26 protein-coding genes are annotated in these 25905 nt (G+C 68.6%); 9 read left to right on the forward strand and 17 right to left on the reverse strand.

The features are described from left to right. Positions 1 to 342: 342 nt before the first annotated feature. The 3 genes from OC534_RS17220 (at position 343) to OC534_RS17230 (ending at position 2522) form a co-directional block, all read left to right on the forward strand. Positions 343 to 1518: an acetyl-CoA C-acyltransferase gene (locus tag OC534_RS17220; RefSeq protein ID WP_017356163.1), complete on the forward strand. Its 1176-nt coding sequence runs from the start codon at positions 343 to 345 to the stop codon at positions 1516 to 1518. Between the two features lie 124 nt (positions 1519 to 1642). Continuing rightward, on the forward strand, positions 1643 to 1984 hold the full coding sequence (locus OC534_RS17225) for a hypothetical protein (protein ID WP_136003134.1): 342 nt from the start codon (positions 1643 to 1645) through the stop codon (positions 1982 to 1984). Positions 1985 to 2117: 133 nt separating this feature from the next. Continuing rightward, positions 2118 to 2522 (forward strand): hypothetical protein, encoded by a 405-nt coding sequence (locus OC534_RS17230; RefSeq protein ID WP_136003133.1) that lies wholly within the window; start codon positions 2118 to 2120, stop codon positions 2520 to 2522. A gap of 79 nt (positions 2523 to 2601) precedes the next feature. On the opposite strand, the gene OC534_RS17235 is transcribed toward OC534_RS17230, so the two are convergent. Next, complete coding sequence (locus OC534_RS17235) at positions 2602 to 4230, reverse strand: acyl-CoA dehydrogenase family protein (protein ID WP_136003132.1); 1629 nt, start codon at positions 4228 to 4230, stop codon at positions 2602 to 2604. Between the two features lie 109 nt (positions 4231 to 4339). Between OC534_RS17235 and OC534_RS17240 the strand changes: the two genes are divergently transcribed. Genes OC534_RS17240 through pdeM form a run of 4 tightly spaced genes read left to right on the forward strand, consistent with a single transcriptional unit; the run spans position 4340 to position 10041 of the window. Further along, positions 4340 to 5347, forward strand: coding sequence for a ligase-associated DNA damage response exonuclease (locus tag OC534_RS17240; RefSeq protein ID WP_017357467.1), 1008 nt, complete (start codon positions 4340 to 4342; stop codon positions 5345 to 5347). Then, on the forward strand, positions 5344 to 6948 hold the full coding sequence (locus tag OC534_RS17245; protein WP_166473313.1) for an ATP-dependent DNA ligase: 1605 nt from the start codon (positions 5344 to 5346) through the stop codon (positions 6946 to 6948). Before OC534_RS17240 ends, OC534_RS17245 begins: the two co-directional genes overlap by 4 nt. Positions 6949 to 6962: 14 nt before the next feature. Next, entirely contained in the window at positions 6963 to 9407 is a 2445-nt protein-coding gene (locus tag OC534_RS17250; RefSeq protein WP_262072272.1) for a ligase-associated DNA damage response DEXH box helicase, read from the forward strand. Then, positions 9397 to 10041, forward strand: coding sequence for a ligase-associated DNA damage response endonuclease PdeM (gene pdeM / locus OC534_RS17255; protein WP_153165218.1), 645 nt, complete (start codon positions 9397 to 9399; stop codon positions 10039 to 10041). The genes OC534_RS17250 and pdeM overlap by 11 nt, the downstream gene beginning before the upstream one ends. Positions 10042 to 10071: 30 nt before the next feature. On the opposite strand, the gene OC534_RS17260 is transcribed toward pdeM, so the two are convergent. The 8 genes from OC534_RS17260 to OC534_RS17295 form a co-directional block, all read right to left on the reverse strand. After that, on the reverse strand, positions 10072 to 10527 hold the full coding sequence (locus OC534_RS17260) for a hypothetical protein (RefSeq protein WP_243746279.1): 456 nt from the start codon (positions 10525 to 10527) through the stop codon (positions 10072 to 10074). Between the two features lie 29 nt (positions 10528 to 10556). Continuing rightward, positions 10557 to 11792: an NAD(P)/FAD-dependent oxidoreductase gene (locus tag OC534_RS17265; protein WP_262072258.1), complete on the reverse strand. Its 1236-nt coding sequence runs from the start codon at positions 11790 to 11792 to the stop codon at positions 10557 to 10559. An 88-nt stretch (positions 11793 to 11880) separates the two neighbouring features. Continuing rightward, positions 11881 to 12087, reverse strand: coding sequence for a cold-shock protein (locus tag OC534_RS17270; protein ID WP_017357288.1), 207 nt, complete (start codon positions 12085 to 12087; stop codon positions 11881 to 11883). A gap of 88 nt (positions 12088 to 12175) precedes the next feature. Continuing rightward, complete coding sequence (locus tag OC534_RS17275; protein WP_026070968.1) at positions 12176 to 12922, reverse strand: S-methyl-5'-thioinosine phosphorylase; 747 nt, start codon at positions 12920 to 12922, stop codon at positions 12176 to 12178. Further along, the gene (locus OC534_RS17280; RefSeq protein ID WP_017357286.1) at positions 12922 to 13476 is read right to left on the reverse strand and encodes a hypoxanthine-guanine phosphoribosyltransferase; all 555 of its coding nucleotides are present in this window, start codon (positions 13474 to 13476) and stop codon (positions 12922 to 12924) included. The genes OC534_RS17275 and OC534_RS17280 overlap by 1 nt, the downstream gene beginning before the upstream one ends. Further along, the gene (gene nagZ, locus OC534_RS17285) at positions 13476 to 14483 is read right to left on the reverse strand and encodes a beta-N-acetylhexosaminidase (RefSeq protein WP_153165220.1); all 1008 of its coding nucleotides are present in this window, start codon (positions 14481 to 14483) and stop codon (positions 13476 to 13478) included. Before nagZ ends, OC534_RS17280 begins: the two co-directional genes overlap by 1 nt. A gap of 100 nt (positions 14484 to 14583) precedes the next feature. Beyond that, positions 14584 to 15234 carry a DsbA family oxidoreductase gene (locus OC534_RS17290; RefSeq protein ID WP_262072259.1) on the reverse strand — a complete coding sequence of 217 codons (651 nt, stop codon included), beginning with the start codon at positions 15232 to 15234 and terminating at the stop codon, positions 14584 to 14586. A gap of 138 nt (positions 15235 to 15372) precedes the next feature. After that, positions 15373 to 15864, reverse strand: a complete 492-nt coding sequence (locus OC534_RS17295; protein ID WP_017357283.1) for a CYTH domain-containing protein — start codon at positions 15862 to 15864, stop codon at positions 15373 to 15375. A 59-nt stretch (positions 15865 to 15923) separates the two neighbouring features. Here OC534_RS17295 and OC534_RS17300 point away from each other — a divergent pair, with 59 nt between their 5' ends. Further along, on the forward strand, positions 15924 to 16562 hold the full coding sequence (locus OC534_RS17300) for a hypothetical protein (protein ID WP_262072260.1): 639 nt from the start codon (positions 15924 to 15926) through the stop codon (positions 16560 to 16562). A 23-nt stretch (positions 16563 to 16585) separates the two neighbouring features. Here OC534_RS17300 and rlmD read toward each other — a convergent pair whose 3' ends face one another. Continuing rightward, positions 16586 to 17920: a 23S rRNA (uracil(1939)-C(5))-methyltransferase RlmD gene (rlmD, locus tag OC534_RS17305; protein ID WP_136003126.1), complete on the reverse strand. Its 1335-nt coding sequence runs from the start codon at positions 17918 to 17920 to the stop codon at positions 16586 to 16588. A 128-nt stretch (positions 17921 to 18048) separates the two neighbouring features. On the opposite strand from rlmD, the gene OC534_RS17310 reads away from it, so the two are divergent. After that, complete coding sequence (locus OC534_RS17310; protein ID WP_136003125.1) at positions 18049 to 18774, forward strand: response regulator; 726 nt, start codon at positions 18049 to 18051, stop codon at positions 18772 to 18774. Positions 18775 to 18790: 16 nt separating this feature from the next. Here OC534_RS17310 and recO read toward each other — a convergent pair whose 3' ends face one another. The 7 genes from recO to OC534_RS17345 all read right to left on the reverse strand — a co-directional run bounded on the left by recO (position 18791) and on the right by OC534_RS17345 (position 25891). Continuing rightward, on the reverse strand, positions 18791 to 19513 hold the full coding sequence (recO, locus tag OC534_RS17315; protein ID WP_262072261.1) for a DNA repair protein RecO: 723 nt from the start codon (positions 19511 to 19513) through the stop codon (positions 18791 to 18793). 95 nt (positions 19514 to 19608) lie between these two features. After that, positions 19609 to 20505 carry a GTPase Era gene (era, locus tag OC534_RS17320; protein ID WP_136003123.1) on the reverse strand — a complete coding sequence of 299 codons (897 nt, stop codon included), beginning with the start codon at positions 20503 to 20505 and terminating at the stop codon, positions 19609 to 19611. Further along, positions 20502 to 21182, reverse strand: coding sequence for a ribonuclease III (gene rnc, locus OC534_RS17325; RefSeq protein ID WP_017356786.1), 681 nt, complete (start codon positions 21180 to 21182; stop codon positions 20502 to 20504). Before rnc ends, era begins: the two co-directional genes overlap by 4 nt. Continuing rightward, positions 21172 to 21555 (reverse strand): DUF4845 domain-containing protein, encoded by a 384-nt coding sequence (locus OC534_RS17330; RefSeq protein WP_017356785.1) that lies wholly within the window; start codon positions 21553 to 21555, stop codon positions 21172 to 21174. Before OC534_RS17330 ends, rnc begins: the two co-directional genes overlap by 11 nt. Positions 21556 to 21587: 32 nt before the next feature. Continuing rightward, positions 21588 to 22382, reverse strand: a complete 795-nt coding sequence (gene lepB / locus OC534_RS17335; protein WP_017356784.1) for a signal peptidase I — start codon at positions 22380 to 22382, stop codon at positions 21588 to 21590. Between the two features lie 24 nt (positions 22383 to 22406). After that, complete coding sequence (lepA, locus tag OC534_RS17340) at positions 22407 to 24197, reverse strand: translation elongation factor 4 (RefSeq protein ID WP_017356783.1); 1791 nt, start codon at positions 24195 to 24197, stop codon at positions 22407 to 22409. Positions 24198 to 24364: 167 nt separating this feature from the next. Beyond that, on the reverse strand, positions 24365 to 25891 hold the full coding sequence (locus tag OC534_RS17345; protein ID WP_262072262.1) for a DegQ family serine endoprotease: 1527 nt from the start codon (positions 25889 to 25891) through the stop codon (positions 24365 to 24367). Positions 25892 to 25905: the final 14 nt, after the last annotated feature.

Below are 25905 nucleotides of genomic sequence, written 5' to 3' on the forward strand. Positions count from 1 at the left end.
GAGGATAGTGTTGCTTGTTATTTGTTTTGAGGCTGCCAGAACGCCCAATATGTTCCATGTGGTTTTGGTCGGCGCGGTCAGATGTGTAAAAAAGACAGCCACAGGCACTCAGCGCCACGGCCAATGCGCCCGCCAGCCCTGTCCTCACTGCCACGATCTGTTTCATCCCCGCTCCCCACGTTCGATACGCAATGACCGGCATCCTGCCATCCGGGCAGACACCGGCGGTCAATGCCGACCCTCTATACTGGGCCGACCCCCACGCAGTCTGACGGGATTCGCGCCGGCATCCAATGCCCGCCGTCCCATTCCGAATATCGCTCACGCACCAACGAGATTGCCATGTCCAACATCGTCATCGCCGCCGCCAAGCGCACTGCCATCGGTTCCTTCCTCGGCCAGTTCAACGGCGTTCCCACGCCCACCCTGGGCGCCACCGCGATCGCCGCGGCCCTGGAACAGTCCGGTGTCCCGGCGGCGGATGTCTCCGAAGTGATCATGGGCTGCGTACTGCCGGCCAACCTCGGCCAGGCGCCGGCCCGCCAGGCCGCCATCGCCGCCGGGCTGCCGCTGTCCACCGGCGCCACCACCCTGAACAAGGTATGCGGCTCGGGTATGAAGGCCATCATGCTGGGCCATGACCTGATCAAGGCCGGGTCGGCCAGCATCGTGGTCGCCGGCGGCATGGAGTCGATGTCCAACGCCCCGCACATGCTGCCCAATTCCCGTACCGGCAACCGCTTCGGCAACTTCCAGGCGGTGGACCACATGGCCCACGACGGTCTGGTCAACGCCTACGACGGCAAGGCGATGGGCGAGTTCGCCGAGTGTGCGGTGGACAAGTACCAGGTCAGCCGCGAAGCCCAGGACGCCTATGCGATCGAGTCGGTGCGCCGCGCGCAGGCCGCGCAGGCCAATGGCGCGTTCGACGATGAGATCGTCGCGGTCACTGTGACCACCCGCAAGGGCGAGGTCAGCGTGGCCCAGGACGAACAGCCCAGCCGTTCGGACATCGCCAAGATTCCCACCCTGCGCCCGGCCTTCAAGAAGGATGGCACGGTGACGGCCGCCAGTTCGTCCAGCATTTCCGACGGCGCCGCCGCCGTGGTGCTGCTGTCCGAGGACGACGCCCGCGCACGCGGCGTGCAGCCGCTGGCCCGCATCGTCGGCCACGCCACCCACTCCCAGGAACCGGAATGGTTCACCACCGCGCCGATCGGCGCGCTGCGCACACTGCTGGAGAAGACCGGCTGGACGCTGGACCAGGTCGACCTGTTCGAGATCAACGAAGCGTTTGCCGTCGTGGCAATGGCGCCCATGCTCGAACTGGGTATTCCGCACGACAAGGTCAACGTGAATGGTGGCGCGTGCGCGCTGGGCCATCCGATCGGTGCTTCGGGCGCGCGGCTGGTGGTGACCCTGGTGAACGCCTTGCGCAAGCGTGGGGCCCAGCGCGGCATTGCGACTCTCTGCATTGGCGGCGGCGAAGCAACCGCCATCGCTATCGAATTGATTTGATTTGGTTTAACGCGCATTTCTCAAAAATGAATGCGCGATCGCTTGACAGCCAATCGTGGCTTGTCATCATGTTGCCGGGCGCGCAATAGCGCGTTGCCTAATCTAACGACGAGGATTCACACTAATGAGCATCAACAAGCTGCTGATCGCGATGGCCCTGGGCCTGGCTCTGACCGCCTGCTCCAAGCAGGAACAGGCTGCTGACGCTGCTGCTTCGGCCAACGAAGCCGCCGCTGACGCCCAGGTCGCTGCCGACCAGGCCGCTGCTGCTGGCGCCCCGGCTGCCGACGCTGCCCAGGCTGCTGCCGACACCGCCACCACCGCTGCTGACGCTTCGGCCGATGCCGCTGCTGCCGCTGCTGGCGCTGCCACCGACGCTGCTGCCGCCCAGGCTGCTGACGCTGCCAAGGCTGCCGAAGGCACCGCCGAGCAGGCCAAGGACGCTGCTGAAGAAGCCAAGAAGTAATCACTTCTTTCTTCAAGCAAGTCTGAAGAAGCCGCTGGTTCGCCAGCGGCTTTTTCTTTGGCCGCCACAACCCGCCCTTCACACCGGCGTGAATAGGCTGGCCTCCCCGACGATTCCCGTCCTGGAGACCGCCATGAACATCCGTCCTATCACCACTTCCCTGCTGGCTGCCTCCCTGCTGCTGGCCCTGGCCGCCTGCAAGGGCCCGGAAGCCGAACAGGCACGCCAGGATGCGGCCCAGGCCGCCGACAGCGCCAACGCCGCCGCGCGCGAGGCCGTCGACAAGGCCGCCGCCGCCACCCGCAGCGCGGCCGATGATGCCGCGGCCGCGTCCGACCGCGCCGCCGCCGATACGCAGCAGGCACTGGATCGGGCCGCCGCTGCGACCTCCGAAGCCGCTGGCGAGGCCAAGAGCGCTGCCCGGGATGCTGCCGCGCATGCCAGCGATTCCACCGCCGATGCCGCGCAGAAGGTAGCCGACAAGGCGCGCGACGTCGCCAACGAGGCAAAGCAGAACGCCGACGAGGCCAAGCACTGAGCCACACCGCCGCATCACGGCAGGATGTCGTCATCCGCACGCCCCTCTCCGGAGGGGCGTGCTGCATTGGAACGGTGGCTCAGGGCAGCGCGCGGGCCAGGACCGCAGCGTAATCCAGATCCGACGGCAGCGTTCCGAATGCCATGCCGTGCTCGGCACCGAGCCGGGAGCGGATGAAGGCAGCCGCCAGCGGGCTGTCGGCGCGCAGCAGTACCGCCGCCTGCAGCAGCAGCGCCAGCCGCTCGGTGATGCGACGCGCCTGCGCCTCACCCGGGCCGGCCGCCAACTGCGCACGCAGCGTCTGCCATGCCGCATCGTAGATGGTGTCGCGTCCGGCCACTCTGCCCAGTTCCTGTTCCAGCACCGGCAGCACCTGCGCCTCGCGCGACAGCGCGCGCAGCACGTCCAGGCACTGGATGTTGCCACTGCCTTCCCAGATCGAATTCAACGGTGCCTGCCGGTACAGCCGCGGCAGGATCGATTCCTCGACGTACCCCGCACCGCCCAGGCATTCCTGCGCTTCGTTGACGAACACCGCCGCGCGCTTGCACACCCAGTACTTGCCCACCGCTGTGGCGATGCGGGCGAAGGCGGCCTCCTGTGCATCCTGCGGCGCCAGGTCGACCGCGCGCGCAACACGCAGGGCGAACACGGTGGCCGCCTCCGATTCGATCGCCAGGTCGGCCAGCACATTGGCCATCAGCGGGTGGTCGCACAGACGGCGGCCAAAACTGCTGCGATGACGCGTGTGGTGCAGCGCCTGCGCCAGCGCCATGCGCATTTCCGCCGCGGCGCCGAGCATGCAGTCCAGCCGCGTCATCATCACCATGCCGATGATGGTGGCCACCCCGCGCCCCTCCTCGCCCACCCGCCGCGCCCAGGCACCGCACAGCTCGATCTCGCTGGACGCGTTGGCCCAGTCTCCGAGCTTGTCCTTCAGGCGCATCAGATGGAACGCGTTGCGGTTGCCGTCGGCCAGGCGCCGCGGCATCAGGAAACAGGTCAGCCCGCCCGGCGCCTGTGCCAGCACCAGGAAGCCATCGGACATCGGCGCGGAAAAGAACCATTTATGCCCGACCAGGGCATAGCTGCCGTCGGCCTGCGGTTCGGCGCGGGTGGTATTGCCGCGCACATCCGATCCGCCCTGCTTTTCGGTCATGCCCATGCCGAGGGTGATGCCGGCCTTGTCGGCAATGGGCACGTCGCGCGGGTCGTAGTGCGGTGCCGCGGCCTTGTCGGCCCACTCGGCCAGCAGCGGGTCCTGGCGCAGCACCGCAACCGCCGCATGGGTCATGGTCAGCGGGCAACTGGTGCCGGCTTCGGCCTGATGGTGCAGATAGCTCAGCGCCGCGCGCGCGACGTGCGCACCCGGCACCGGCTCGTGCCAGGACAGGCCTGCCACGCCGTGCGATTTGGCCGCCTCCATCAGCGCGTGGTAGGCCGGATGGAACTCGACGGTGTCGATACGATGGCCCTGTGCATCGTGGGTACGCAGACGCGGACGGTCCCGATTGGCATCGAATCCCAGCCGGTACAGCGCGTCGCCAGCCAGCCCGCCGTATACCGCCAGGCGTGGCACGAACGCCGCGCCACCCTCGCGCTGCACCGCTTCGGCCAAGGCCAGATCGTCGGCCCACAGATGCCGGCCCCCGAACGGTGGCGGCTGGTTGGTCACCGCATGGGTCTCGAAGGCGGACAGCTCGGGCATCGTGGCGGGCCTCGTGGCAGGGGACCGCCCGATTCTGCCGCATCCACGCGCAGGCGTCCGTTCAGCCGGATTCTCACCTCCTGCACGAACGCGGCGGCACAGTGCAGGCATGACGTCCTCCTCTGCAAAACCGGACCTGGTGGTGCTGCGCCCGGAAGGCCTGTACTGCCCGGCCGGTGACTTCCACATCGACCCGTGGCGCCCGGTCCCGCGCGCGGTGATCACGCACGGGCACGGCGACCATGCCCGCAGCGGCATGGGCCACTACCACTGCAGCACCGACAGTGTGCCGATCCTGCGCTGGCGGCTCGGCGAAGTGCCGCTGGACGCGCATGCGTACGGCGCGCGCTTCCGCCTGGGCGATGTGGACGTGTCGCTGCATCCGGCCGGACACGTGCTGGGGTCGGCGCAGGTGCGCATCGACGACGGCACCCAGGTCTGGGTGGCCTCCGGTGACTACAAGCGGCAACCCGATCCCACCTGCGCGCCGTTCGACGTGGTGCCCTGCGATACGTTCATCACCGAGGCGACCTTTGGACTGCCGGTGTACCGCTGGCCGCCCACGCCGCAGGTGGCCGCCGACATCGTGGCCTGGCGCAGGGAATGCGAAGCGCGCGGCGAAGCCGCCGTGCTGCTCTGCTACGCGCTGGGCAAAGCGCAGCGGGTGCTGGCCGAGCTGCTGCCGCTGGACACGCAGCCGGCGCTGCTGCACGGCGCGATCGCCGCCGGCGTGGCGGTGTACCGCGAGGCCGGCATTGCCATGCTCGCCACGGAAACCGTCGGTGAGCAGGCGCGCGGCAGCGACCTTGCCGGCAAGCTGGTGCTGGCGCCGCCCTCGGCCGCCGGCAGCGCCTGGATGCGGCGTTTCAAGAGCGCGCAACTGGGCTTTGCGTCGGGCTGGATGCGCCTGCGCGGCAACCGCCGGCGCCGCAACTACGACCGCGGCTTTGTGGTGTCCGATCACGCCGACTGGCCGGACCTGCTGCGTACGATCGCGCAGACCGGGGCGCGTCGGGTGATCGCCACGCACGGCAATACCGATGCGCTGATCCGCTTCCTGCGCGAGCGGGGCGTAGCCGCCGAAGCTTTCGCCACCGGCTACGGGGACGAGGAATGAAACGCTTCGCCGCGCTGTACCGCACGCTGGACCGCAGCACCGCCACCGGCGACAAACGCGCTGCGCTGGTCGATTATTTCCGCGACGCGCCAGCGCATGACGCGGCATGGGCGCTGTTCCTGCTGTCCGGTGGCAAGGTCACCAGCGCGCGGCAGAAGATCGCCGGCAGCGCCGAACTGCGCGCGTGGATCGCCGACGTCTCCGACACCCCCGCATGGCTGGTTGACGACAGCTACGACCAGGTCGGCGACCTCGCCGAAACGCTGACCCTGCTGCTGGACGATCCGGCCGACCGCGCGTCCGACATGGCGCTCGCCGACTGGATCGAGCAGCGTCTGCTGCCGGTCGCCAACCAGGCCGAGCCGGTCCGCCGCGCCACAGTGGTGGAGGCGTGGCGGGACCTGGCGTTCGACGAGCGGCTGGTATTCAACAAGCTGCTGACCGGCGCGCTGCGCGTGGGCGTGTCGCAGCGGCTGGTGCAGCAGGCGCTGGCGGAACTATCCGGCATCGACATTGCCCGCATCGCCCAGCGCATGCTCGGCGCGTGGGTACCCTCGCCCGGCCTGCTGGCCGACCTGCTGACGCCGGAGGAACGCCCGGAGGACCGCCAGCAGCCTTACCCGTTTTTCCTCGCATCTCCGCTGGAAAGCGACGCCGACCGCCTGGGCGACATCGGCGGCTGGAACGTGGAATGGAAGTGGGATGGCATCCGCCTGCAGCTGCTGCGGCGCCAGGGCGAAGTGGCGCTGTGGTCGCGCGGCGAGGAACGTCTGGATGGCCGCTTCCCGGAGATCGAGGCGGCCGCGATGGCGTTGCCGGACGGCTGCGTGATCGATGGCGAACTGCTTGCCTGGCGCGATGACGATCCGCAGCCGTTGCCGTTCACCGCGCTGCAGACCCGCATCCAGCGCCGCGCGCCCGGCCCCAGGACCCTGCGCGATACACCTGTGCGCGTGCTCGCCTACGACCTGCTGGAGCTGCACGGGCAGGACCTGCGGCTGCAGCCGCTGACGCAGCGGCGCGCCGCGCTGGCGACCGTGCTCGACAGCCTGGGCGATCCGCGGCTGCAGCTCTCCCCGCAGCTCCATCCCGACGACTGGCACGCCGCCGCCGCCCTGCGGGCAGGTGCGCGCGAGCGCGGCGTCGAGGGACTGATGCTCAAGCGCGGCAGCTCGCCCTACCAGAGCGGACGGCGTCGCGGCGACTGGTGGAAATGGAAGGTCGACCCGCTCACCGTCGATGCGGTGATGATCTACGCGCAGTCCGGCCACGGCCGACGCAGCACGCTGTACACCGATTACACCTTCGGCGTGTGGGACGGTGACAGGCTGGTACCGGTAGCCAAGGCGTACTCGGGCCTGGACGACACGGAAATCCTGGCGCTGGACCGCTGGATCCGCGCCAACACGCTCGAACGCTTCGGGCCGGTGCGCAGTGTGCGTGGCGAACAGGTGTTCGAACTCGGCTTCGAAGGCGTCAACCGCAGCAGCCGGCACAAGTCCGGCATCGCGGTGCGTTTTCCGCGCATCCTGCGCTGGCGGCAGGACAAGCCGGCCAGCGAAGCAGACACGCTGGCCCAGCTGCAGGCGCTGGCACGGTGACGCGGCGCGAGGCGATGGCACGCCTGGTGGCGTGGTTCGCCAGCCGCGGCTGGGCACCGCTGCCGTTCCAGAAAACCATGTGGCGTCACTACCTGGCCGGCGCGTCGGGGCTGCTGCACACGCCCACCGGCAGCGGCAAAACCCTGGCAATGTTCGGCGGCCCCCTGCTGCAGGCGCTGTCCGATCCGCCGCCGCGCATTGCGGGCCGCGGCGGCAGGCGGGTGCCGGCCCTGCAGGTCCTGTGGATCACCCCGCTGCGCGCACTCGCCGCCGACACCGCGCGTGCGCTGCGCGAGCCGTTGTCCGCACTGGGCCTGGACTGGCAGGTGGGCCTGCGTACCGGCGATGCCAGCGCGCGCGACAAGCGTCTGGCGCGCGAGGGGCGCGTGGATGTACTGGTCACCACGCCCGAATCGCTGGCACTGCTGTTGAGCTATCCCGATACGATGGCGCGCCTGCAGCAGCTGCGCTGCGTGGTGGTCGACGAGTGGCACGAGCTGCTTGGCAACAAGCGGGGCGTGCTGCTGCAGTTGAACCTGCGTCGCCTGCGCGATGCGCTGCCGGCGCTGCAGGTGTGGGGGCTGTCGGCCACGCTCGGCAACCTCGACGAAGCGCGCCAGGTGCTGCTGCCCGACCAGCCCGACGCGCCACAGGTGTCAGGCGCCCGCCCCCGTCCGATGACGCTGGAAACGCTGCTGCCGGCGCACGGCGAACGCTTTCCGTGGGCGGGGCATCTGGGCCTGTCACAGCTGCAGCGCGTGCTGGAGCGGCTGCTGTCGGCACGCAGCAGCCTGCTGTTCACCAACACCCGCGCGCAGGCGGAACTGTGGCACCAGGCATTGACGGCGGTATGGCCGGAGGAGCTGGCGACCCTGGCACTGCACCACGGTTCGCTGGACCCTGCGCTGCGGCGCGATGCCGAGGAGGGACTGCGCGAAGGTCGCCTGCGCTGCGTGGTCGCCACGTCCAGCCTGGATCTCGGCGTGGACTTCCCCGCTGTGGACCAGGTGCTGCAGGTCGGCAGCCCCAAAGGCATCGCGCGCCTGCTGCAGCGTGCCGGCCGGGCGCGTCATCGTCCCGGTGAATCCGGACACATCATCTGCGTCCCCTCGCATGCGCTGGAGCTGGTGGAGTATGCGGCAGCGCGACGCGCGCTGGCCGAGGGCGTGATCGAAGCACGACGTCCGCTGCAGTTGTCGCTGGACGTGTTGGCCCAGCACTGCGTGAGCTGCGCGCTAGGCGGCGGTTTCGACGCCGATGCGCTGTTCGCGCAGGTGCGACGCACGCACGCGTTCGCCAGCCTGGAGATGACGCAGTGGGAAGACGTGCTGGCCTTCATCGTGCAGGGGGGCCGTGCGCTGGCGCAGTACCCGGACTTCCACCGCGTCGTTCGTGACGATGATGGCGTGTACCGCGTCCACGACCGCCGCGTGGCGCTGCGTCACCGCCTGTCGATCGGCACCATCACCAGCGACGGCAGCGTAACGGTCCAGTTCCTGCGCGGCGGCCGGCTGGGCGCGGTGGAAGAGCAGTTCGTGGGACGGCTGCGACCCGGGGACCGCTTCCAGTTTGCCGGGCGCCTGCTGGAACTGGTCCGGCTGGAGCAGATGACCGCGTATGTGCGGCTGGCCCGTGGCGGCGAGGGCGTAGTGCCGCGCTGGCAGGGCGGCCGGTTGCCACTGTCCGATGCATTGGGCCGCGAGATGGAAGCGGTACTGGAGACGCCCGGCGAGAGCGCCGAACTGCGCTGGCTGGCGCCGTTGCTGCAGTTGCAGGCGCGCCTGTCCGTGCTGCCCGGCTCCTCACGCCTGCTGGTGGAAACACTGCTCCGCCGCGAGGGCCAGTACCTGTTCGTGTATCCGTTCGCGGGCCGTCAGGTCAACGAAGGCATCGCCGCGTTGATTGCGATGCGCTGGACGCGCCTGCAGACCAACACCTTCGCCTATGCCGCCAACGACTACGGCTTCGTGCTGGCGCCGGCGCATGCGGTTGCGGTGGAACCGGCGCTGATACGCCGGCTGCTGCAGCCTGACAGCCTGTTCGAGGACCTGCGCGACAGCCTCAACCTTGGCGAGCTGGCACGCCGTCAGTTCCGCGATATCGCGCGCGTCTCCGGCATGTTGGTGCCTGCGTTGCCGGGCCGCACGCCGCGCAGCCTGCGTCAGTTGCAGGCGTCCAGCGGCCTGCTGTACGACGTGCTGCGCCAGCACGATCCGGATCACATCCTGCTGACGCTCGCCGAACACGAGGTGCTGCACAGTCAGCTCGACCTCGGCGCTCTGGCCGCCGCACTGCAGCGCTGTCAGGCGCGCGCGCTGCATGTGCAGGCGTTGGGCAGCCTCGGGCCATTCTCGTTCCCGCTCTGGGCCGAGCGCATGCGCGGCCAGCTCAGCAACGAAGACTGGAAAACCCGCGTGCTACGCGCGGCACAGCAACTGGAGAAACGGCATGGGCAATGACCTGTCGCTGACGCTCGCCGGCGAGACGCTGCACCTGCTGGGTGCGCGTGCGCTCTACTGGCCGACGCGCAGCGCGATGTTGATCGCCGACCTGCACTTGGGCAAGGCCGACCTGTTCCGGCGCGCCGGCATCGGCCTGCCCAGCGGCGGCACGGGCGATGATCTCGCACGCCTGACCCACCTGCTGCAGCAGCAGCGCGTGGACACGCTGTGGATTCTGGGCGATGTACTGCACGGTGTGGCGCATCGCGCCGCGTGGTACCGGCAGTGGCAGGGATGGCGTGAGCAGCACCCGTCGCTGCAGATCGGCGCACTGGCCGGCAACCACGACCGTGCGCTGCCCAAAGCGGACCTCGGCATCGAACTGCTGGGTGAGAGCGTGCAGGAAGGGCCGTTCCTGCTGCGCCACGACCCGCGCCCGCATGCGCGCCTGCACGTACTGTGCGGTCACCTGCATCCACTGGCACGGCTGCCGGGCATGCAGCGGCGCTGGCCGGCATTCTGGCTGCGCGAAGACCTCACGATACTGCCGGCCTTCTCGCGGTTCACCGCCGGCATCGCGCCGGTGCTGGCCAATGGGGAGCGGCTGGTGGCGTGCGTCGAGGACGAGGCCATCGCGCTGCCGCCGCGCTAGCCGCCGGACGGCGGCCGAACGCGGTGCGATTCACATGGCCGGGACCAGCGTATCCGGCATCAACAGGATCTCCGGCGTGCGGGACACGGCGCGGACCGGCTGCTGCTGGATCGCCACCAGCATGTCGCGGGCCGCCTGGCGGATGTGCGGATGATGCTCCGCTGCGGTATGGGTGATGAGGCTGGTGACATGGAATTCGAACACGTCTTCCATCACATCCGGCTGATCCTCGTGCAGCATCTGCAACAGACCGCGCAGTTTGCTGAGTTCGCTTTCGAGAGTGTCGGCCGAGAACAACATGTCAATCTCCTTGGGATGGCGGTCCACACGGGACCTGGGGCGCAGGCGCACCGGCACGGAACGATCCGTGGTGCAAGGCATATCCGGGTCGGGTGGCGCCAGGCGCACACGCACGCTGCGTCTGCGCTGCCGTTGTCTCATGTCGACGGTGATTTCACCGTCAACGCAATGCAGATCCGCCTTCACGCGCGCGCATTCAGCGCCTGACGCGGGTATCACCGTGCAGCACGGTATTCGCGCATTGCCGTCACGAACCCGGGCGACAACGGCAGGCGCCCCATCCAGCCATGCTGCGTGCCACTGAGCACGCGCAGCATGTGCCCGCGCCCGCCAGGTACGCGCCCCATCGGCCCGAAGAACACGTCGCGGGCACGCGCCAGCGTGTCGCGTTCGGACTGGAACAGCGGCGTCAGCCAGTGGCTCCAGTAGTGATAGATCGCCACATGCGCGCGTCGCCGCTGCTGGTACGCCTGCAATGCGGCCGTCAGATCGGGGTGCGCCCGCAGCGCATCGCGCAGCGCCATCGCATCCAGCAGCGCCATGTTCACCCCCTGCCCCAGCTGCGGGCTCATCGCATGCGCCGCGTCGCCGGCCAGCACCAGCCGCCCGCGATGCCACTGCCGCATGCGCGTGTCGCGATAACTCGCGCGGGCCAGCGCCTCCGGCGCTACGTCCTGCAGCAACCCGTGTGCCGCCGGCCAGAGCGCAGCGACATCGTCCAGCCAGCGCGCCATGCCATCGCGTTCCCAGTGCGCGAAGCGATCACGCGGCAGACTCCAGAAGAAGCTCAGCCGTGGCGTGTCATCGCCGGGCCGCGTTCCCACGGGCAGCAGGCCGATCATCCTGCGCGCCATCAGGTAGCGCTGGCGCAGTTCGTCGACATGCGGCCAGTCACCGCGCGGCAGCAGGCACCACAGTGCCCCCCACGGGTACTCGCGATCGTGCCGCGCACCCGCCACCTGCGCGCGCAGCGTGGAGGCGGCGCCATCGGCGGCGATCACCACATCGTAGGGCCCGTGCCACTGTCCGCGTGCATCACGCACGCGCCCCTTGTCACTGTCCACCTCGACGATCGCGGTATCGGCCTGCAGGTTGCCCGCGTGCTCCCAGGCCTGCGCCAACACTGTGAACAACGCACCGCGCTGCATGCCCACGCCATGCAGATGCGCGTCCAGCGCGGCGTAGCGCATGTCCATCACCGCGCGCCCGCAGGGCGTTTCCCCGTACAGCCGCTGCACCGGCGCGCCATGTCGCAGCACCTGCGGCAACAACGCCATCTGCCACAGCACGTCCAGGCCGCTGGGTTGCAGCAGGAAGCCGGCCCCGACGGGGCCGGGCGCTTTCGCACGCTCGAACACGTGCACCACGTGATGATCGCGTGAAAGCAGAATCGACAATGCCTGACCGGCGGTGCCGTAGCCGATGATCGCCACCGTACGCGGCTGCGTCATGTCATGTTCCCTATGAGCGTGATCAAGTTCACATCGTGCGCAAAAAAAACCCCGCCGAAGCGGGGTTTTCAATGCTCAACCGAGAGAATCACTCAGCCGGCACAATGTTCGAAGCCTGGGCGCCCTTCGGGCCCTGGGTCACGTCGTACGTGACACGCTGGCCTTCCTGCAGGCTGCGGAAGCCCTTGGCGTTGATCGCGGAGAAGTGCGCGAAGACGTCGGCGCTGCCGTCCTCCGGCGAGATAAAGCCAAATCCCTTGGCGTCGTTGAACCACTTGACGGTACCGTTCGGCATGGTAATGCGAGACCTTCTTCAATGAATGGGTGGTGTACGCTCAACCAGCGCACTGCCGGAGTATGCAAAGCTTGTTCCGCAATGACAATCACCCCCGCGCCAATTCACCGATCAGTTCCGGCAAACCCGCCGACGCGGCATCGACGTTGGCCAGTACTTCGGCCATCGTGATTTCGTCGCCATCACCACACCCGGCCGCCCAGTTGGCCACGATCGCCAGGCAGGCATAGTCCAGACCGAGCTCGCGCGCCAGGCTGGCTTCGGGCATGCCGGTCATGCCGACCAGATCGCAGCCATCGCGACGCATGCGGGCGATCTCCGCATTGGTTTCCAGGCGCGGCCCCTGCGTGGCGCCGTAGCATCCGCCATCCTGCAGACGCACGCCGGTGACCTTGGCTGCGGCCAATACCTTGCTGCGCAGCATCGGCGTGTACGGATGCCCGAAGTCCACGTGCAGCACCTCGCTGCCCGGCTCTTCACACAGCGTGGAGATGCGACCCCACGTGTAGTCGATCAACTGGTCCGGACAGGCCAGCACGCGCGGTCCGAACGCATCGGTGATGCCGCCAACAGTATTGAGTGCGAGCACGCGCGTCGCGCCGATCTGCTGCAGCGCAGCGAGATTGGCGCGGTAATTGATCTTGTGCGGCGGCAGCGAGTGGCCTTCGCCGTGGCGGGCCAGGAACGCCACGCGCTGGCCGAGCAGCGTGCCGACCCGGATCGGGCCGGACGGCGTGCCGTAGCGGGTCTCGACCTGGTGGCTGCTGACATCGTCGAGCTGGGCCAGTTTGTAGACGCCGGTGCCGCCGATGACGGCCAGTGCGATGTGTTCCATCATTCCTTCATCGCGTAGATGGCCGGCACGCAGCGCAGCGTCTCATTGACGTCCATGCCGAAGCCGAACACGTAACGGTCCGGCAGGTCGATGCCGGCGTAGTCGGCCTTGATGTCCGGCAGCGCGCGGTCGTGCTGCTTGACCGTCAGCGCGGCGATGCGCACGTCGGTCGCGCCCTGTTCCAGGCACCAGGTGCGCACGCCCTGCAGCGTGTAGCCCTCATCGAGGATGTCGTCGACCAGCAGCACGCGACGGCCGAACAGCGCGGTGGCCGGCTTGTGCTTCCAGACCAGGTCGCCGCCGGTGGTCTCACCGCGGTAGCGGGTGGCATGCAGGTAATCGAACTGCACGTCCTGGCCGCGGGCACCCAGTTCCAGCGCAAGCTGTCCGGCGAACGGCAGGGCGCCATGCATGATCGACAGGAACAGCGGCACTTCGCCCTTGTAATCGCGCGCGATGGCGTCAGCGATGCCGGCGATGGCCTTGTCGATGGTGGGGCGGTCGACCAGCAGGTCGGCCTGGGCCAGGGCCTGGGGGATGGTGAGGTTGGGCATCAGACGGTTCTTCCAAGGGTGTCAAGCAAACGGGATTGGGTAGTGCCGTGGCGGGTGTCGGCCAACAGGCCGTCCCAGCCCAGCGCGCCGCGGCCGATCAGGCCCAGCAACGCGGCGGTATTGAGGGTGCGGCCTTCGACCGCGCGCAGCGATTCTTCCACCAGTTCGGGGTGGCAGACCAGCACCACGTCGCAGCCGGCGTCCAGATGCGCATCCACGCGCGCCTTCACGCCACCGGCGGAGAACGACGCGGCCATGCCGATGTCGTCGGAGAACACCACGCCGCGGAAGCCCATCTCGCCGCGCAGGATCTCGCCGATCCAGCGGGGCGAGTAGCCGGCCGGTTCCGGCGCCACCTGCGGGTAGACCACGTGGGCCATCATCACCGCGTCGGCACCGGCGTCGATACCGGCCACGAACGGCACCAGGTCCAGCGCACGGAGTTCATCGAGCGTGCGCGGATCGCTGGCATCGTCGACGTGGGTGTCTTCCTTGACCGTGCCGTGGCCGGGGAAGTGCTTGAGCGTGGCCGCCATGCCCACGCTGTGCATGCCGCGCACATAGGCGCGGGTGAAGGCCGCGACCACGTCCGGATCGGCGCTGAAGGCGCGGTCGCCGATGGCCAGGTTGCCCCGGCCCAAATCGACCACCGGTGCAAAGCTCAGGTCCACGCCGCTGGCGCGCACTTCGCTGGCCATCAGCCAGGCGTGCTGCTCGGCCAGGGCCAGCGCGGCCTCGGGGTCCCTGGCGTACTGCGCATCGAAGCCCTGCAGCGGCGGCAGCGCGCTGTAGCCGTCACGGAAGCGCTGCACGCGGCCGCCTTCCTGGTCCACGCAGATCAGCACCGGGCGCGGGGCGGCGGCGCGGATCGCGGCCGACAGCGCCGCAACCTGCTCGCGCGAGGCGAAATTGCGCTTGAACAGGATGACACCGGCCACGGCGTCATGCTGCAGCCAGTGCCGCTCCTGGGCGGTGAGTTCGGTCCCGGCGACGCCGATCACGAGCATGGGTCATCTCCAATACGGGGCGCCGCGATGGCGCACCGCCGCATTGTCGCAGAACCCGCGCGCCGTGGGCCACGACCGCGCGGCTGTGACCACGTCTCGGTCAGGACGCGTCCGCGGCGCCTTCCGCCGCGATCTGCCGCAGTGCCTGGGCAAACGCCTCGGGCGGCTGGGCCCCCTGCACGGCGTAGCGGCCATTGATCACAAAGGTGGGCACCGACTGAATGCCCACCGCACGGGCCTGGTCGAGCTGGGCCCGGATCTCCTCCAGCCCTTCCTCGCCGGCCAGCAGCGCCGTCACCCGGTCGGCCGCGATTCCGCCGGCGGCGGCGGCCTCGATCAGCGTCTGCGGATCGGCCAGATTCCGCCCGTGAACAAAATGCGCACGGAACAGCGCCTCGCCGACCGCCGCCTGCACGCCCTCACGACCCGCCAGCCACAGCAGGCGATGCGCCGGCAGGGTGGTGACCCGCACCTGGCCCTGGTCGAAGTCCATCGGCAGGCCTTCGGCGCGCGCCGTGGTCTGGGTCTGGGACAGGATCTGCTCGGTGCGCTCGGCACTGCCGAATTTGGCCCGATAGGCCTCGCGCAGCGGCACCGGAGTGGTGCCGGCGTCCGGATCCAGCAGGAACGGCCGCCAGCGCACCTCGATCTCGGACGCTTCGTCGCCCAGAAGGGCCAGGCCCTGCTCGAACCGGTGTTTACCGATCCAGCACCAGGGGCACACCACGTCGGACCAGATCTCAATGTTCATGCGGCCAAGATGGGGATGACGGCCTGCGGAAAAAAGGGGGCAGCGGCGCCTCAAAGCGCCGCGTTGGACGTGATCGTCGCCGACGGGCCCTTCACGCTCGCGCTGAACCCGAGCGGCGACACCGCCGCGCGCCCGCGGCTATCTGTCCCAGCGGCTGAAGGGATGGGCGGCCAGCGCCAGGTTGTAGTAGCGCACGTCGTCGGTGACTTCCTCACCCACCCATGCCGGCAGGGCGATGGACTGGTCGGCGCGCTCCAGCTCGATCTCGGCCACGACCAGCCCGGCGTTGTCGCCGAGGAATTCATCGACCTCCCAGACCCGCCCGCCGTGTTCGACCAGATGCCGGCGCTTGTCGATCAGCCCGCCGACGCACAGCGCAAGCAGCGCGCGGGCATCGTCCACCGGAATCGGGTAGTCGAACTCCTGCCGGGTGTGGCCGATCTCGCGCGACTTCAGGTTGAGGAAGGCCTGCGCGCCCTGGATGCGCACACGCACCGAGGCCTTCTGCGCGCCACTGTCGAGCGCGGCGGCGTCGTTGATGTAGCCCTGCGCCATCGGAATCACCGCGTGCGCGGCGGTGCGCCAGCCGTCGCCGGTGACGAGGAATTTGCGTTCGATTTCAATGCCCATGCGCACAGTATGGCGGCGCGGCGCCTACACTGCGCGCCCCCTGCAAGGATCCAGCCACGATGACACGCCATCGCCCCACCCTGCGCCGCATCGCCCTCGCCTCCCTGGCGCTGCTCCCGCTGGCCGCCAGCGCTGCCACGCCGGCCATCCCCACGCTCACGCAGGCCCAGTCGGCGATGGACGCGCTGTTCGATGCCGCCATCGCCGACCGCCCCGCCACCGACAGCAGCCGCATGGTCGCCGACGCGTTTCGTCCCCGCCTGCTGGGGTTGTCCAGCTGCATGCCGCTCGACGGCGCCGCCGCGGCCACGGCGGACTGCATCACGACCGCCCAGGCGGGTCCGGAGCCGGTGTATCGCCTGTTGCGCTTCGTCTACACGGAGCAGCGCTGGACGATGCCTGTCGAACAGCGCCGGATCCCGGTGCCGGTGCCGCCGCAGGAGCGTGTGCAGGTCCTGCTGCGCGAGACGTTCATCGCGCGCGCCGCGCAGGAGGCCGACCCTGCCGCGCGTGCCGAGCTGGCACAGGCGGCGCGCACGGCCGACGTGGTCGCGGTGCATGCGTGCGACATCGGCGAGGACGCGCCGGTGATCGAATGCGAGGTCGACGCCATCGTCGCCAGCGAGCGCGGCCGCCAGCCGATGGCGTTCGTGTGGGGGGACGGACAGTGGCACAACGCACCGGCCACGGCGCAGTAGCGGACGCGGCCGGCGAACGGGCGTCAGCGCTTCTCGAACACCGCGATGCTCTCCACGTGCGCGGTGTGCGGGAACATGTCCATTGCGCCGGCCGAGACCAGGGTGAAGCCCTGTTCGTTGACCAGATAGCCCGCATCGCGCGCCAGCGAGCCGGGATGGCAGCTGACGTAGACGATGCGCTTGAACTGCTTCAGCGGCAGCTGCTGCAGCACTTCGATGGCCCCCGAGCGCGGCGGGTCCAGCAGCAGCTTGTCGAAGCCCTGGCGCATCCACGGCGTCTGGCGCTGGTCCTGGGTCAGGTCCGCGGCGTGGAACTGGGCGTTGGACAGGCCATTGCGCTCGGCGTTTTCCCGTGCACGCGCGACCAGTCCCGGATCACCTTCCACGCCGACCACTTCACGCACGGTACGCGCCAGCGGCAGGGTGAAGTTGCCCAGGCCACAGAACAGATCGAGCACCCGCTCGTCCGGGCCGGCGTCGAGCAGTTCCAGCGCCAGCGCGATCATCTTCACGTTGAGCGATGCATTGACCTGGATGAAGTCCAGCGGCCGGAAGGCCAGCTCGACATCCCACGGCGCGAGCTTGAACGACAGCGGCACCTCGGCCGGCCACAGCGGCTGCACCGATTCCACGCCGCCGGGCTGCAGCGAGATCGCAAAGCCGTGTTCCTGCCCGAAGGCGGTCCACGCCGCACGATCGGCGTCGCTGAGCGGCTGCATGTGGCGGATGGTCAGCATGATCGCGTCGTCGCCGGCGATGAACTCGATCTGCGGAATATCGCGCTTGCCGTCCAGGGTCTCGATGAAGGTGGCCATCGCGCCGACCTTGCTGCCGATCTCCGGGATCACGGTCAGGCACTGCGACAGATCGGCGACGAAGCGCGGGTCCTGCTCGCGGAAGCCGACCAGGGTCTTGTCCTTCTTCTCGACCCGACGCACCGAGAACCGGCCCTTGCGGCGGTAGCCCCAACTGTCGCCGACCAGCGGCGGCAGCACGGTACCCGGGGTGACGTGGCCGATACGGGTCAAGTTGTCCATCAGCACCCGCTGCTTGGCCACGATCTGCTGCGATTCCTCCAGGTGCTGCAGCACGCAGCCGGCGCAGACGCCGAAATGCGGGCAGCGCGGCGTCACCCGCTGCGGCGAGGCGGTCACCACCTCCAGCGTGCGCGCCTCGTCAAAGTGGCGGTTGCGGGCGGTCGGTTCGGCGGTCACCACTTCGCCCGGCAGCGCGCCGGTGATGAAGGTGACCTTGCCACCCTCGCCATCACGGCGGGCCACGCCACGGCCATCGTGGCTGAGGTCGAGGATGTCGGTCTGGAAGGGCGTACGGTCGAGGCGGGAGCGGGTTCGGGCCACGTGGCAACAGGCTGCGGGCAAAAAGGGTGCGTATTGTCGCAGATGGAGGCATTGCCCTGCTCGGAAACCGTTTGCAGCGGCCCCGGACGTGTTTAATATGGGACACAGCTGACATGGAGGCAGCCCCAATGCAGATGACCCCGCGGGATCCCATGCCCCGATTCCTGCTCGTCGAGGACGACACCATCAGCCGCGGCTTCTTCAAGGCTGCGCTGGAGACCCTGCCCGCCGAGGTCGATACCGCCGATTCGCTGGCCAGCGCAATGGACCGCGCCAACGGCGGCGGCCATGACCTGTGGCTGATCGACGTCAACCTGCCCGACGGCAACGGCACCGAGCTGCTGCAGGCCCTGCGCCGTTCGCGGCCGGACACCCCGGCGCTGGCGCATACCGCCGATGGCGACAGCGGCATCCATGCCCGGCTGCGCGAGGCCGGCTTCAGCGAGACCCTGATCAAGCCCCTGACCCGCGAACAGCTGCTCAAGGCGGTGCGCCGCGCGCTGGTCAACAGCCCCGGCGGCATGGCGGCCGGTCCCGGGAGCAGCACCGAGAACGAGCGCCAGGACTGGGATGAAACCACCGCCCTGGCAGCCCTGAATGGGCAGCGCAACCATCTCATCGCCCTGCGCGAACTGTTCCTGGCCGAATTGCCCGGGGTGCGCGACGCCGTCGCGCAGGCCTTGCTGCAGCAGGATGTACGGGCCCTCCGCGGGCAGTTGCACCGGTTGCAGGCCAGTTGCGGCTTCGTCGGCGCCGCGCGCCTGGCCCGGGCGGTACGCCAGCTGCACCAGGCACCGGAATCCGGCGGCGCACAGACCCAGTTCCGCGCGGCGGTGGAAGCCCTGCTGCATTGAGTCTCAGTGCCCGGCGCTAGCGCCGGCGTGACAGGTCGTCGAGCATTTCCCAGGATTTCAGGCCGCGGCCCCCGAGGTGGTGCAGCAGCACCGTGCGCATGCTGCGGCGCAGGCTGGCCAGGTCCTCCGCGCCGGGCAGACGGTCAGCGCCCAGCGCGAGCAGCGCGCTGCCGGTGGCCGCCCCGCGTCGCTGGTCGGCGCCCCGGTCACTGAGCAGACGGCGCGGGCCATCGCCCGGGTCGAGTTCGTAGCGGGCAGCGGGATCGAGCGGCTCGCCATCGCCGTCATGGCTCAGGTCGAACCCCACCCCGAGCGCATCCAGCAGATCCCGTTCGAAGCGGCGCAGGGTCCATGCCAGGGGGTCGCCGTCGCGCAGCCGCTGGCGCACCACGGCATAGGCGTCGTACAGGTCGGGCAGCGGGTCCTGGCGGGGTGCCAGCCGCAGCAGCAGTTCATTGATGTAGAAGCCGGCGAGCATCGCAACGCCCAACAGCCGCGGTGCGGCGTCGAGTGCCTCGGCACCGCGAAGCTGCGCCAGTTCGCCGCGCTGTACCGCGGTCAGCCGGATCCATTGCAGGGGCTGCAGGGCCGCCCGCAACGGCTGGCTGCGGGCACTGGACACGCCCCGCGCGAGCAGGCCGATGCGACCATGCTGCTCGGTCAGCACTTCCACCAGCAGGCTGGTCTCCCGCCACGGGCGGGCGTGCAGAACGAAGGCGGGTTCATCCTCGATGCGCACGGCCTACCTCCCGACCGGCGCCGGCCGGTGGGGTCCCACCGCGGCGCACGCCGGGACACGACGGACGCCGCGCCGCTGCGCGCGCCCGGGGCGGTTCATTCGTAGCCGAAGGCCTTCAGCGCGGCTTCGTCGTCGGACCAGCCCTCGCGCACGCGCACCCAGGTTTCCAGGAACACCTTGGCACCGAACAGACGTTCCATCTGCATGCGGGCCTTGGCACCGATATCCTTCAGGCGGGTACCGCCCTTGCCGATCACGATCGCCTTCTGGCCTTCGCGCTCGACCCAGATCACCGCACCGATGCGCAGCAGGTTGCCGTCTTCGACAAAGCGCTCGATCTCCACCGTGGTGGCGTACGGCAGCTCTTCGCCCAGCTGGCGCATCAGCTGCTCGCGGACCAGCTCACCGGCCAGGAACCGCTGGCTGCGGTCGGTGATCTCGTCCTCGCCGAACATCGGCGGGGCTTCGGGCAGCAGCTTCAGCACGTCGCGCACCAGCGCGTCCAAGCCGTTGCGCTTCTGCGCGGAAATCGGATGCACGGCGGCAAAGCTGCGGCCGGCGGTCACTTCCTGCAGGAACGGCAGCAACGCGCCCTTGTCCTTGAGGCGGTCGATCTTGTTGACCACCAGCACCACCGGCACGCCCGCATCGCTGAGAACGTTGAAGGCCAGGGTGTCTTCCTCGTCCCAGCGGCCGGCCTCGATCACCAGCAGCCCGGCGTCGACACCTTCCAGCGAGCCGCGCGCCGCCCGGTTCATCACCCGGTTCATGGCGCGCTTCTGCACCTTGTGCAGCCCGGGCGTGTCGACCAGCACCAGCTGCCCTTCCGGATAACTGGCGATGCCGAGCAGCCGGTGGCGCGTGGTCTGCGGCCGGTTGGACACGATGCTGACCTTGGCGCCGACCAGGGCGTTGGTCAGAGTGGATTTGCCGACATTGGGGCGGCCGATGACGGCCACGCTGCCGCTACGATGGGGGGTTGCTTCGCTCACTTGGAATCCAGTTGCTCGAGGGCGGCGGCGGCCGCCTGTTGTTCGGCCAGCCGTCGCGAGGCACCTTCGCCTTCGGTGCTGACGGCAGGATCGGTTACGCCGCAGCGTACCCGGAATGTCTTGGCGTGATCGTCACCCGATTCTGACACCAGTTCGTACTGGGGGAGCGCCTTCTGTCGGGCCTGCAGCCATTCCTGCAGGCGCGTCTTGGGGTCTTTCTCCGGCTTGCCCGTGGCCGGCAGCGCCTCCATCGAGGGGCTGAACCAGGGCAGCACCACGGTCTGGCAGGCGGCAAAGCCGGCGTCCAGGTAGATCGCCGCGACCACCGCCTCCAGCGCGTCGGCCAGGATCGAGTCCCGGCGTTGGCCGCCGGACTTCATCTCGCCGGGTCCCAGCGTCAGCCGGTCGCCCAGCTGCAGGGTGCGGGCGATGACCGCCAGCGCGCCTTCGCGCACCAGCTCGGCCCGGGCACGGGTCAACGCACCCTCGTCGGCCTTGGGCCACCGCTCGTAAAGCGCCTGGGCCACCATCATGTTGACGATGCTGTCGCCAAGGAACTCCAGCCGCTCATTGTTGGGCGTACCGGCACTGCGATGCGTCAGGGCCTGCTGCAGCAGACCCGGATCGCGGAAGGGGTGACCGATCAGGTCACCGCGTTGGAAAGGTTTATTCGGCACCGCTACGGGTCAATTCCTGGTTGGTATCAAACCGGCCCACCACGTCGAGGTTGCCGATCATTGCCCGGCGCACTTCGTAGTTGACCTTCATGTTCCAGCCGCCATCGATGCGATCGAATGTGACGTTGGCCGGCTTCACGTTCTCGGAGTAGTTGATGTACAGACGCTTGAAGAACAGGTCCTGGACACGCCCGGGCTCCATGTTGCCCACCCCCGGCTCCTTGGCCAGGCTCTTCATCGCCGACCGCACCGAGTAGTACTCCTGGTACATCGGGAACAGCTTCATGCCGATGTACAGGCCGAAGGCAACCACGATCAGGACGACCAGGAACGAGGTCAGGGTCATGCCACGCTGCGTGTTCATCGTCTTCATTGCGTTCTCCCCAGATACGCCGGTGTGATGGATCAGTTGATGGTCGAGCCGATCCGCGACGGCTCGAAGCCGTCCTTGCAGAACCAGCCCGAGCAGTTCAGCCAGATCAGGAACGCCTTGCCCCGGAGATTTTCCTCCGGCAGCAGGCCCCAGAAGCGGCCATCGTCGCTGTTGTCGCGGTTGTCGCCCATGACCAGGTACTTGCCGGCCGGCACGGTCCACTGACCCTGGCCACGCGGGTAGTCGGTCTCCAGCACGGTGTGGGTACGGCCCGGCAGGTGCTCCACCAGCAGCGTGCTGCCGTCGCCCTGGCCGAGGTGGCCCGCGTAGATGCCCTTGTTGTCGTACTTGACCGGCTCGCCATTGAGGATCAGCCCATCGCCCTGGAAGGCGACCTCGTCCCCCGGCACGCCGATGACGCGCTTGATGAAGTTCTCGCCCTTGGCCGGGTCGGCGTCGGAATGGCCCGGGAAGTGGAACACCACCACGTCGCCACGCTTGGGCTCGCCCAGCGGAACGATCTTGGCGTTGTTCAGCGGCAGGCGCAGACCGTAGGAGAACTTGTTGACCAGGATGAAATCGCCGATCAGCAGGTTGGGCATCATCGAGCTGGACGGAATCTTGTACGGCTCGGCGATGAAGCTGCGCACCACCAGCACGATCGCCAGCACCGGGAAGAACGCCCGGGAGTAGTCGACCAGCACCGGTTCGGAATCCAGCAGGCCGGCACGCGCGGCACGGCGCCTGGCGAAGTACAGCTTGTCGGCCAGCAGGATCAGCCCGGAGGCCAGCGTCAGTACGACCAGGAGGATTTCAAACAATTTCATGCGGTGTCCTTGGGATCGGGTGCCTTACTTGTCCATCTGCAGCACGGCCAGGAAGGCTTCCTGCGGGATCTCCACGCGGCCCACCTGCTTCATGCGCTTCTTGCCTTCCTTCTGCTTCTCCAACAGCTTCTTCTTGCGCGAAACGTCGCCACCATAGCACTTGGCCAGAACGTTCTTGCGCATGGCTTTGACCGTGGTGCGGGAGATGATCTGCGAGCCCACGGCGGCCTGGATGGCCACGTCGAACATCTGTCGGGGGATCAGGTCCTTCATCTTCTCGCACAGCTCGCGGCCGCGGCGGTCGGCATGGCTGCGGTGCACGATCAGCGACAGCGCATCGACCTTGTCGCCATTGATCAGCACGTCCACACGGACGAACGGACCGGCGTCGAAACGCACGAAGTGGTAGTCCAGCGAGGCGTACCCGCGGCTGACCGACTTGAGCTTGTCGAAGAAGTCGAGCACCACTTCGGCCATCGGCAGCTCGTAGCTGATCTGCACCTGGCTGCCGAGGTAGTTGATGCCGATCTGGCTGCCACGCTTTTCTTCGCACAGCTTGATGATGTTGCCGATGTACTCCTCGGGCGTGAGCACGTTGGCACGGATGATCGGCTCGCGGATTTCCTCGACCTGGTTCACCGGCGGCAGCTTGGCCGGGTTGTCCATGTTGATGATCGAGCCGTCGGTCTTGAGCACTTCATAGACCACGGTCGGCGCGGTGCTGATCAGGTCCAGGTTGTACTCGCGCTCGAGGCGCTCCTGCACGATTTCCATGTGCAGCATGCCGAGGAAGCCGCAGCGGAAGCCGAAGCCCATCGCCTCGGAGCTTTCCGGCTCGAACCGCAGCGCGGCGTCGTTCAGGCGCAGCTTGTCCAGCGCTTCGCGCAGGTCCGGGTAGTCTTCGGCATCCACCGGGAACAGGCCGGCGAACACGCGCGGCTGCATTTCCTGGAAGCCCGGCAGCGGCTTGGGCGCCGGATCGGCCGCCAGGGTCAGGGTGTCGCCGACCGGCGCGCCGTGGACATCTTTGATGCTGGCGGTGACCCAGCCCACTTCACCGGCGCGCAGGGCTGGCAGCACCTTGCGCTTGGGCGTGAACACGCCGACGTTGTCGACCTGGTGGTTGCGGCCGGTGGACATCACCTGCAGCTTGTCGCCGGCCTTGATCTGGCCCTGCATCACACGCACCAGCGAGACCACGCCCAGGTAGTTGTCGAACCACGAGTCGATGATCAGCGCCTGCAGCTTGTCGGTATCGCGCGGCACCGGCGGCGGAATGCGATGCACGATCGCCTCCAGCACGTCCTGCACGTTCAGGCCGGTCTTGGCACTGACCGGCACCGCATCGGTGGCGTCGATGCCGATCACGGCCTCGATCTCGGCCTTGGCGCGCTCGATGTCGGCCGTAGGCAGGTCGATCTTGTTGATCACCGGCACCACTTCCAGCCCCTGCTCCACCGCGGTGTAGCAGTTGGCCACCGACTGCGCTTCCACGCCCTGGGCCGCATCGACCACCAGCAGCGCGCCTTCGCAGGCGGCCAGCGAGCGGCTGACTTCATAGGAGAAGTCGACATGCCCGGGGGTGTCGATGAAGTTCAGGTGGTAGGTCTGGCCGTCTTTGGCGACATACGGCAACGAGACCGACTGGGCCTTGATGGTGATGCCGCGCTCGCGCTCGATCGGATTGGAGTCGAGCACCTGCGCCTCCATCTCGCGGGCCTGGAGGCCACCGCAAAGCTGGATGATGCGATCGGCCAGCGTGGACTTGCCGTGGTCGACGTGGGCGATGATGGAGAAGTTGCGGATGTTCCGCATCGAATCAGAGGACATAGGTGGCGGCGGCGCGTCGCGTCGTCAGGATAACGACACATTATCGCATGGCCGGCCGGCTCCCGCGTGGGCCTACGTCCGATTGTCGCCAATGCCGGCCAGAAACGACCGGGCCCGCCGAAGCGGGCCCGGAAACGCAGCAGTGGCGGGGGTTACTGCCCCGTCTTGATCGCCACGAACGCGCTGTTGCCGGCGCCGGTGCGGACCAGCAGCATCACCACGTCACCCTTCTTGTAGCCCGACAGCTGGCGATCCAGTGCCGCCACGCTGCCGACCGGGGTACGCCCGACCTGCAGGATCACCATGCCCTGCGACAGCTGCGCGTCCCGCGCGGCCTGGCCGGTCACCCGGGTGATGCGCACGCCTTCACCGGACTCCAGGCCCAGCTGCTTGCGCTGGGCCGCGGTCAGGTCGATCACCTCCAGGCCCAGCAGGGCGTTGGCACCGGTCTGCGGCGTGGCCCCGTCGGCCGTCGCCGGACGGCTGCTGGCGCGCTCGGCGTCCTCGGCCAGTTCGGTCAGGGTGGCGGTGAGCTCGCGCTCCTTGCCATCGCGCACGACGCCCAGGCGCACCTTGCTGCCCGGCGGCAGCGCACCGATCGCCGGCGGCAGATCCGACCAGGCATTGACCATGCTGCCGTTGACGGAGCGGATGACGTCGCCGATTTCCACGCCGGCCTTGGCCGCCGCACTGCCGGGCACGATCTGGTTGACCAGCGCGCCACGGCTGTCGGGCAGGCCCAGGCCCTGGGCCTTCAATCCGTCGATCGGCTCGACCACGGCCCCCAGCTGGCCACGGCTCACCCGGCCGGAGGTCTTGATCTGCTCGACCGCGCCCATCGCCAGGTCGATCGGGATCGCGAAGCTGATGCCCATGTAGCCGCCCGAGGCGGAGAAGATCTGCGAGTTGATGCCGACCACTTCACCGCGGGTGTTGAGCAGCGGGCCGCCCGAATTGCCCTGGTTGATCGCCACGTCGGTCTGGATGAACGGCACGTAGCGCTGGTCCGGACCGCCGGTGCTGCGGCCGACCGCGCTGACCACGCCGGCCGTGACCGAGTGATCCAGGCCGAACGGCGAGCCGATCGCAACCACCCACTGACCCGGCTTGAGCGTATTGGAATCGCCCACCCGCACGGTCGGCAGGTTCCTCGCGTCGATCTTGAGCAGGGCCACATCGTACTGCTGGTCGCTGCCGATCACCTTGGCGGTGAACTCGCGGCGGTCGCCCAGCTTGACCTTCACTTCACTGGCATCGGCGACCACGTGGTAGTTGGTCAGCACATAGCCGTCGGCCGAGATGATGAAGCCCGAGCCCATGCCACGCCCGCGGGGGGCCTCGCCCTGCCCGCCCGGCTGGCCGGGCATCTGGAAGTCGGGACCGAAGAAGCGGCGGAAGAATTCGGGCATGTCCTCATCGCCGGGGCCCATCGCACGGGCCGCGCGGTTGTTGCGCACGATGGTGGTCTCGACGTTGACCACGCCGGGCCCGACCTGTTCGACCAGGTGGGTGAAGTCCGGCAGTCCGCTGACCAGCTGCGGGGCCGGCGCGCGCGGCGCCGCGGCCGGGGCCGCGGCGACCGGCGCGGTCGGGGACGGCGACTGGGCACATGCCCCGAGGGGAAGAGTCAGGGACAGGGCCAGCAGGGACAGAGCCTGCTTACGCATGCGAGGGGTCATCAGACGCGAGCCTC

Origin of the sequence: Stenotrophomonas sp. Marseille-Q5258, assembly GCF_946900935.1 — a bacterium.
Taxonomy (GTDB): Bacteria; Pseudomonadota; Gammaproteobacteria; order Xanthomonadales; family Xanthomonadaceae; genus Stenotrophomonas; species Stenotrophomonas nematodicola.